The 8,104-nt window shown below is 73.5% G+C and carries 8 protein-coding genes; 5 read left to right on the top strand and 3 right to left on the bottom strand.

Features of this window, described 5'->3' with window-relative positions; all coding sequences use genetic code 11:
• Positions 1-187 precede the first annotated feature (187 nt).
• Together AB0M28_RS38850 and AB0M28_RS38845 are read left to right on the top strand one after the other, a co-directional pair.
• Positions 188-937 (top strand): DUF4139 domain-containing protein, encoded by a 750-nt coding sequence (locus tag AB0M28_RS38850; protein WP_365415290.1) that lies wholly within the window; start codon positions 188-190, stop codon positions 935-937.
• Positions 938-944: 7 nt separating this feature from the next.
• Entirely contained in the window at positions 945-2,591 is a 1,647-nt protein-coding gene (locus tag AB0M28_RS38845) for a mucoidy inhibitor MuiA family protein (protein WP_365415288.1), read from the top strand.
• Positions 2,592-2,625: 34 nt separating this feature from the next.
• Here the strand turns inward: AB0M28_RS38845 and AB0M28_RS38840 are convergent, their stop codons facing one another.
• The gene (locus tag AB0M28_RS38840; protein ID WP_365415286.1) at positions 2,626-3,156 is read right to left on the bottom strand and encodes a hypothetical protein; all 531 of its coding nucleotides are present in this window, start codon (positions 3,154-3,156) and stop codon (positions 2,626-2,628) included.
• 191 nt (positions 3,157-3,347) lie between these two features.
• On the opposite strand from AB0M28_RS38840, the gene AB0M28_RS38835 reads away from it, so the two are divergent.
• Entirely contained in the window at positions 3,348-4,427 is a 1,080-nt protein-coding gene (locus AB0M28_RS38835) for an SPFH domain-containing protein (RefSeq protein ID WP_365415284.1), read from the top strand.
• Positions 4,424-5,314 (top strand): hypothetical protein, encoded by an 891-nt coding sequence (locus AB0M28_RS38830; RefSeq protein ID WP_365415282.1) that lies wholly within the window; start codon positions 4,424-4,426, stop codon positions 5,312-5,314. The genes AB0M28_RS38835 and AB0M28_RS38830 overlap by 4 nt, the downstream gene beginning before the upstream one ends.
• Before the next feature lie 3 nt (positions 5,315-5,317).
• Here the strand turns inward: AB0M28_RS38830 and AB0M28_RS38825 are convergent, their stop codons facing one another.
• Entirely contained in the window at positions 5,318-6,361 is a 1,044-nt protein-coding gene (locus AB0M28_RS38825; protein ID WP_365415280.1) for a hypothetical protein, read from the bottom strand.
• A gap of 13 nt (positions 6,362-6,374) precedes the next feature.
• Positions 6,375-7,040, bottom strand: coding sequence for a hypothetical protein (locus tag AB0M28_RS38820; RefSeq protein ID WP_365415278.1), 666 nt, complete (start codon positions 7,038-7,040; stop codon positions 6,375-6,377).
• A 142-nt stretch (positions 7,041-7,182) separates the two neighbouring features.
• On the opposite strand from AB0M28_RS38820, the gene AB0M28_RS38815 reads away from it, so the two are divergent.
• Positions 7,183-8,070 (top strand): amidohydrolase family protein, encoded by an 888-nt coding sequence (locus AB0M28_RS38815; RefSeq protein ID WP_365415276.1) that lies wholly within the window; start codon positions 7,183-7,185, stop codon positions 8,068-8,070.
• Positions 8,071-8,104 lie beyond the last annotated feature (34 nt).

Below are 8,104 nucleotides of genomic sequence, written 5' to 3'. Positions count from 1 at the left end.
TGCCGAGCGCACGCCCCTCGCAGGACGTGCTGGGCGAACTCGACACGCTGGTGGGGCTGGAGAGCGTCAAACGGGAGGTGCGCTCCCTCACCGACCGCCGCCACCCCCCGTCCCCACCGCCGACCTCCTCGACTACGCCGGTCTCGAACTGGCCGGCCCCGGCGAACCCGGCGGCGGGCGCGGCAGGTTGCACCCCCGCACGCCGTCCGCCGCCCACCAGTCCGCGGGCCCCGTCGGCACCCGCGGACGGCCCCGGCACGCCGTCGACGTACGGCAGTCCGCCGGGTCCTTCGACTACCGCTTCGACACCACCGCCCCCGTCGACGTGGCCGCCGACGGCGTCTGGCACACCGTGCCCGTCTGCGTCATCCCGGTCGAGGCCCGGCAGGAGTTCGTCACCGTGCCCTCCGTCGACGAGTCCGTCTACGGCACCGTGCTGCTCACCAACACCTCCGGCCACGCCCTGCTCGCCGGTCCCGCCGACGTCACCGTGAACGGCGACTACGTGCTCACCACCCCCCTGCCCACCCTCGCCCCCGGCCAGTGCCGGCGCATCGGCACCGGCGTGGCCGAGAGCGTCCAGGTGGCCCGGCGCACCCGGATGCGGGAGTCCAGCGCCGGCCTGCGCGGCGGAACGACCGTGCTCGACCACCGGGTCGAGGTCGAGCTGGCCAACCGGCTCGCGCACCGGGTGCTGGTGGAGGTGCGCGAGCGCGTCCCGGTCAGCACCGACAAGGACGTGAAGATCGAGGACCACGCCGCGGAGCCCGCCTGGACGGCCCCGGACGAACCGCTCGACGGCGAACCGCGCCTCGTCCGCGGCACCCGGGTCTGGCGGGTCGAGGTCGAGCCGGGCCGTACCGCCGTCCTCAACGGTGGCTACGCGATCCGCATCCCGTCCGACAAGGCCGTCCACGGCGGAAACCGAAGGGACTGAGCGGAAGATGCCGGAGCAGACGCCCCCTGAACCCGGTCCCTGGACCGCCGTACCCGACCTCACCCCCCTCCCCCCGACCGCCGTCACCTGCATGGAGGACCGCGCCCAGATCGAGCGCGACGCCCGTGTCGAGCTGCCCTCCGGCGTCTCGCGCCTGCGCCTCGGCCCCGTGACGCCGCTCGCCGTCGACCACACCCTGCGCGCGTTCACGACCGCGCCCGGCGTCGGCGTGGTCGATGCCCGGCTGGTCCGTACGTACACCCCGCCGCACCCCGACGACGCCGCACCCCGACGAGGCCGCCCCTCCGAACTGCGGGTCCGCGAGAAGGAGCTGGAGCACGAGGTCCGCGTGGCCGGCCGCCGCGGCCGGCGGCTCGAGGAGCGGCTGGCCGTCGTCCGGCAGGCCAGGGACGAACTGCACCGCGAGATCGTCGGCGCCGCCGCCGCGGGGAGCGCCGACCCGCAGCGCTGGGCCGAGCAGTCGGAGCGCCTCGACGGCGAGCTGGAGCAGTGCCGGGACCTCGTGCGGGAGGCCGCCGCCCGCCATGCCGAACTCTGCGAGGAACGGGACCAGGTGCACACCGCCCTGCGCCGCGTCGAGCAGGAACCGCCCCAGGTGACGGCGTACGTCGAGGTCGTCGTGGAGGCGGAGCACGCGGGTACGGCCCGGATCGGCGTCAGCCATCTGGTGCCCTGCGCGCTCTGGCGCCCCGCGTACCGTGCCACGCTCGCCGCGGACGGCCGGTCGCTGGAGCTCCGGACGGAGGCCGTGGTGTGGCAGTGCACCGGCGAGGACTGGGACGACGTCAGCGTGTCCCTGTCCACCGCCCGCACCGCGCTCGCCGCCGCCCCGCCGGAACTGGCCGAGGACGTGCTGACGTTGCGCGACCGCACGGCCGAGGAGCGGCGTACGGTCGACGTCGAACTGCGCGAGGAGGAGATCAGCACCCTCGGCGGCGAGTCGCCCGACGCGGCGGCCGTACGGACGCCGGAGCTGCCCGGGCTCGCGGACGGCGGCGAGGTGCGGGTGCTGGCCGCGCCCGCGCGCGCCCGCGTGCCGTCCGACGGACGGCCGTACCGGCTGCACCTCTCGGCCTTCCGCACCTCGTGCCGGGCCGAACTGACCTGCTCTCCCGAGCTGTCACCGCTGGTGTCGCAGGTGGCCCGCTTCACCAACGACGCCGGCCATGTGCTGCTCGCCGGGCCGGTGGACCTGGTGCGCGGCAGCGGGTTCACCGGGCGCGGCGAGGTGCGGTTCGCGGGCATGGGCGAGGAGGTCAGGCTGTCGTTCGGCAGCGAGGACACCTACCGCGTGGTGCGCCACGCGGAGGAGCGGCGCGATACGACGGGCGTCGCCGGGATCGGCCAGCGGACCGTCGTGATCCGCACCGTCCGGCTGTTCGTGTCGCGGGTGGAGGCGCCGGACGCGGGGACCGCCGCGGCGGAGATCGTCGTACGGGAACGGGTGCCGGTGTCGGAGGTGTCCGCGGTCGAGGTCACCCTGGACCGGGACGCGTGCCGCCCCGCGCCCCCCGACGAGGGGCCGGACGCGGACGGGATCGTCACCTACCGGGTGCGGCTGGAGCCGGGGGAGCGGCGCGAGCTGGTGCTGGTCTGCGAACTGCGGGCGGCGAAGTCGGTCGTGGGGCTGTGAGCGCGACCGGCGCCGGGGCGGTGCACGTCACGGCTCAGTAGCCGCCGCCGGACGTGTCCGGCAGCGGCAGCCGCTTGCCGTCGGGGGCGACCAGATACCAGGTGGTGTCCTTGCCGCCGGTGGCCACGCCGTGGCCGTTCACGTCGCGGGGGTGGGTGTCCTTGTCGTAGAAGTACAGCGGCTGCTTGTCGACCGTCAGCTGGAGCTTGCCGGAGGTGCCGGGCTGCTTCGCCTCGATCGTGCCGAAGTCGGCCGTGACCTCCGGCGGGCGGTCCAGCTCGTCGTCGGTCTTGTCGTCGGGGTCGTCGTCGCCCTCGGCGAGCGCCGCCGGCCAGGCGGTGGCGCACTTCTCGTCCGTGCAGGCGCTGGAGTTCGGCTTGTCCTTCGCGAACACGTAGAGGGCGTTGCCGTCGCCGTCCGCCAGGGCCTTGCCGTACTTGGTGTCGATCACCGTCAGTTCGTCGATCTCGGTGGGCTTGGTGAGGGCCGACGTGGTGGCCGTGCCGCCTGCCATGAAGACCAGCGTGACCGCGGCGCCGGTGGCCGCGCGGTGGATGCTGCGCATGGGAAAGCCTCCGTTGACTCCTGCGTATCTTCCTCACCGTAAGACCGGTCCCGCGCTGTCGCGCGGGCAGTCCGCTGACCTGCGTGGACGCCTCGATCGAGGCAACCGGCCCCCTCCGCCATTTCTCGTCGTCTTGACGATAAACGTGTCACCCCTTACCGTCGTTGTGACACGAACTGGGGGGTTCCCACATGGCCGACATCAAGCGGCGCCTCGGCTGGCGCCATCTGCGCTCCGCGCCCACCGCGCACATCCGCCACCACCGCTCGGGGCGGCTGGTGCACGACGGTACGGGGCTGAGCTTCTGGTTCCGGTCCCTGTCCGCCGCGCTCTCCGAGATCCCGGTGGCGGACCAGGAGTTGTCGGTGTCCTTCAACGCGAGGACGGCCGACTTCCAGAACGTCTCCGTGCAGGCCACCGTCGCGTACCGGATCGCGGACCCGGCGCGGGCGGCCGAGCGGCTCGACTTCTCCATCGACCCCGACACCGGGGTGTGGCGCGGCTCTCCGCTCGAGCAACTCGCCACGCTGCTCACCGAGTCCGCCCAGCAGCACGCCCTCGACGTCCTCGCCCGGACCCCGCTGTCCGAGGCCCTGGTGGACGGTGTCGCCGCCGTCCGCGAGCGGGTCGCCGGCGGCCTCGGCGCCGACGAGCGCCTCCCCGCCACGGGGCTCGACGTGGTCGCCGTACGCGTCGTGGCCATCCGGCCCGAGCAGGAGGTGGAGCGGGCGATGCGCACGCCCACCCGGGAGAAGATCCAGCAGGAGGCCGACCGCGCCACGTACGAGCGCCGCGCCGTGGCGGTGGAGCGGGAGCGGGCCATCGCGGAGAACGAGCTGGCGAGCAAGATCGAGCTGGCCCGGCAGGAGGAGCAGCTGGTACGCCAGCGCGGCACCAACGCCCGCCGCGAGGCGGAGGAGGCGGCCGCCGCCGACGCGGTGCGCACCGAGTCCGAGGCCGCCCGCGCGGTGCGCACCGCGCAGGCCCAGGCCACCGCCGCACGGGAGGCGGGCGCCGCGCGTGCCGAGGCGGAGGCGGCGTGGCTGGAGGTGCACGCGCGGATCGAGCCGGCGGTCCTCAACGCCCTGACCGCGGGCCGGTTCGCGGAGCACCTGCCGCGCATCGAGAGCGTCACCCTGTCGCCGGACGTGCTGACCGGACTGCTCGCCAGGCTGGGACAGCCCGCGCCCGACGGCGCACAGCGGCGGGACCGGACGCCGGAGCAGCGCGGGCGGTCGGGTGAGCAGGGCGGGCCGGGGCGCCGGGGATGAGCCTCGCGCCGCGTGCGGTGGTCGTCCACCGCAGCACCGAGTACCAGGAGTTGCTGGCCCGGCACGGCACGCACGGGCAGGCCGCCCACTTCCTGGCGACCCGGGACCAGGACATCGCGGAGGTCGTCGAGTCCCACCGCCTTGCGACGCGCGCGCTCGCGGTCGCGACGGCGCGGATCCCCTTCGACTGGCGCCGCGCGAAGGTGGAACGGGCCGGACTCGACCGGTTCCTCTTCGCGCCGGAGGACGTGGTGCTCGTGGTGGGGCAGGACGGCCTCGTCGCCAACGCCGCCAAGTACCTGAGCGGCCAGCCGGTGATCGGCGTCAACCCCGACCCGCGGCGCAACCCCGGTGTGCTGGTGCGCCACACGGCGCCGGACGCGAGCTGGCTGCTCGTCGAGGCGCTGGCCGACGCGCGCGGCGCGGAGCACCTCACCATGGTGGAGGCGGTGGCCGACGACAGCCAGCGCCTCCTCGCGCTCAACGAGGTCTTCCTCGGGCCGCCGTCACACCAGACGGCCCGCTACACCCTCGCCGAGGAGGGCGGCCCGCCGGAGACCCAGGCGTCGTCGGGCGTCCTGGTCGGCACGGGCGCGGGCGCCACGGGCTGGCTCCGGTCCGTCTGGCAGGAACGCCACAGCGCCCTCCCCCTCCCGGCCCGCGGCGACCGCACCCTGATCTGGTTCGTCCGCGAGGCCTGGCCGTCCCCGGCCACGGGCACCTCGCGGGTGTCGGGCGTGCTGACGGCGGACCGCCGCCTGACCCTCACGGTCCGCACGGAACGCCTGACGGCTTTCGGCGACGGCATCGAGTCGGACGCCCTGGACCTGACGTGGGGCCAGACGGTACGGATCGGGGTGGCGGAGACGGCGCTGCGGTTGATGTGAGGGTCACGTGAGCCAGTCCGCCAGCGGCTCCTCCGTCAGACGCAGGAACTCCGCCGCCACGGCCTCGGGTGCCCGTGCGCGGGCGTCGCGGAAGGTGTCGGCCGCGAGGTCGAACAGGTCCTGGCGTTCGTACGCGGTGGCGATGGACAGGACGTCCACCAGGGGGCCGACCGCGCCGACCGCGTCTCCCCGGGCCAGGGTGAAGGCCCCGAGGTTGAACAGGCTCTCGGCCAACTCGACGTCGAACTGCTCCGGGTCGCCCTCGGCCAGTACGCCGTAGGCGTCGACCGCGTGCGAGACCGTCTCCACGGCCTCGTCCAGGCGGCCTGCCCGGGCGAGGTCGACCGACAGGTTGTGGAGGCCGGACGCCTGCGCGGGCATATGGGCGACGATCTCCTCGCAGCTCGTGTCCCGGGGGTACTTCTCCTTGAGCGTCCGGTGCGTCCTGAGGGCGGTCGCGGGCATCGTCGCCGCGGCCGCGTACTGGATGAGCGAGCGCAGATAGGGCAGGTGGTTCGGTTCGATCCCGACGGCCTGCGCCATGAGGTCCACCGCGTCGTACAGGCGGTCGCACCGGGCCAGGGCGTAGGCGCAGTTGTTCATGGCCATGGTGTGCGCCGGGCGCTCCCGCAGAACGGCGGTCAGCGCCTCGACCGCCTCCGGCCACTTCTCCTCCCCGAGCAGCGCCTCCCCGCGCAGCAGGCCGGGGCTCGGCTCCGCTTCCTGGGAGCCGTAGTAGTCCTGCAGGGCGGCGAGGGCGCCCGGCAGCGGGACCTCCCGGATGTTCGGCACCTGCACGCCGCCGAGCAGGTCCGCCACCGCCTTGGCGGCGATCTCGTTCGTCAGCTCCTGCCGTCCGGCCTCGGCGTCGCGGTAGACGGCCAGCACGTGCAGCCTCAGCCCCGAGCGCCGGTTGACCAGCACGTGCACGAACTTCGACAGGCCCGATCCGATGAGCGGACCGACCTCGTACGCGCAGCCGTCGACGGTGAACGTCTTGCCCTCGTACTCCTCGGGATCGTGCAGGCCGGGATCGAGATCGGTCACTGGCCCCAACTTCCTAGAGCGCGACCATGCCGGACGCGGACAGCTGAAGGTAGAGCGGGGTGCCGAAGATGTCGTCGCCCTCGGCGCCCAGCAGCACGAAGACGCCGGACAGGGTGAGGGAGAGCCCGCCGGTGAAGAAGCGGTGGTTGCCCGAGTGGAGGAGGAACTGGCCGTCCGCCTCGGGGCCTTCGCTGAAGTAGCGCAGTGAGCAGTCGAAGTGCACCGTGCGGTCGCCGGTGGTGGAGCGCAGGGTGACGACGTCCGCCACCGTCGGGCTGGAGACGGGGGACTGGACCCGGAACGCGCCCTCGTAGAAGTAGTAGACGGAGTCGAAGCCGTGCGCGGGGAGCGTGTCGCGGATGTCCGGGACGTTGCCGTGGTCCGCCGCGATGGCGAGGAGGACCTCTCTCAGCTTCTCCGTATAGGCCGTCTTGATCTTCCGCTCGCGCTGGATCACGTTGCGTCTGCCGTAGGTGATGCCGCCCTTGAACAGGCTCACGATCTGGCCGAGCGACAACCCCGCCTGCAGGTCACCGGAGTTGGAACGCTCCGTCACCACCTGCTCGGTGATCTCGCCGTCCTGTTCGGGGTGGAGCTGGGCGTGGAGCCCGTCCACCTTGGAACGGGAGATGTAGCAGATGTAGTCCAAGGAGGCCCCCTCCGGCCCGACGGGCCGCACACGCACATTGTGTCAGCCGCAGGCCCGAGGCGTGCGGGTGATCGGTTCATCGCCCCGCCCGCACGGCCGAGCCGTCTTTACGCCGTGCTGAGCGCACGCTTAGTCTCGGGCGGAGGTGATCGGACGCTTGTGGGGTGACGGCGTGGAAGCTGGGGACGAGGCCGGTGGGGTTCGCGGGTTCTGGCGGCGGCTCGGGCTGCCCGGGCTGATCGACGTGCACACGCACTTCATGCCCGACAACGTGCTCCGCAAGGTGTGGGCCTACTTCGACGCCGGGGCCGCCCTGGTCGGGCGGGAGTGGCCCGTCACCTACCGGGTCGCGGAGGGCGAGCGGATCCGGCTGCTGCGGGACTTCGGCGTGCGGAGGTTCAGCGCGCTCGTCTATCCGCACCGGCCCGGCATGGCCTCCTGGCTGAACGAGTGGGGCGCCGGGTTCGCCGCCCGGACCCCCGGCTGTCTGCAGTCCGCCACCTTCTACCCCGAGCCCGAGGCTCCCGGGTACGTCAAGCAGGCCCTCGACGACGGTGCGCGGATCTTCAAGGCGCACGTGCAGGTCGGGGCGTACGATCCGCGGGATCCGCTGCTCGACCCCGTGTGGGGGATGCTCGCCGAGGCCGGTGTGCCCGTCGTGGTGCACTGCGCCTCCGGGCCGGTGCCCGGCGCCTTCACCGGGCCGGAGCCGTTCGCCGCCGTGCTCGCGCGCCATCCCCGGCTGACCGCCGTCGTCGCGCACCTCGGCGCGCCCGAGTACCAGGCGTTCCTCGAGCTGGCCGAACGGTATCCGCGGGTCCATCTCGATACGACGATGGCGTTCACGGGCTTCATCGAGGAGACCGCGCCCTTCCCGCGCACCGAGCTGCCGCGGCTGGCCGCGCTCGGCGACCGGGTGCTGCTCGGCACCGACTTCCCCAACATCCCGTACCCCTACCGGCACCAGCTCGACGTCCTCGAAGGGCTCGGCCTCGGGGACGACTGGCTGCGAGCCGTCTGCTACGGCAACGCCGCCCGGCTGCTGACGCCGGAGACCTAGCGGACCGGACGCGGGGTGCGGGCGCACCCCGCGT

The sequence above is a fragment of the Streptomyces sp. NPDC051940 genome (genome assembly GCF_040680895.1).
In the GTDB taxonomy this organism is placed as follows: Bacteria; Actinomycetota; Actinomycetes; order Streptomycetales; family Streptomycetaceae; genus Streptomyces.
This window is presented reverse-complemented; position numbering and strand designations above follow the sequence as displayed.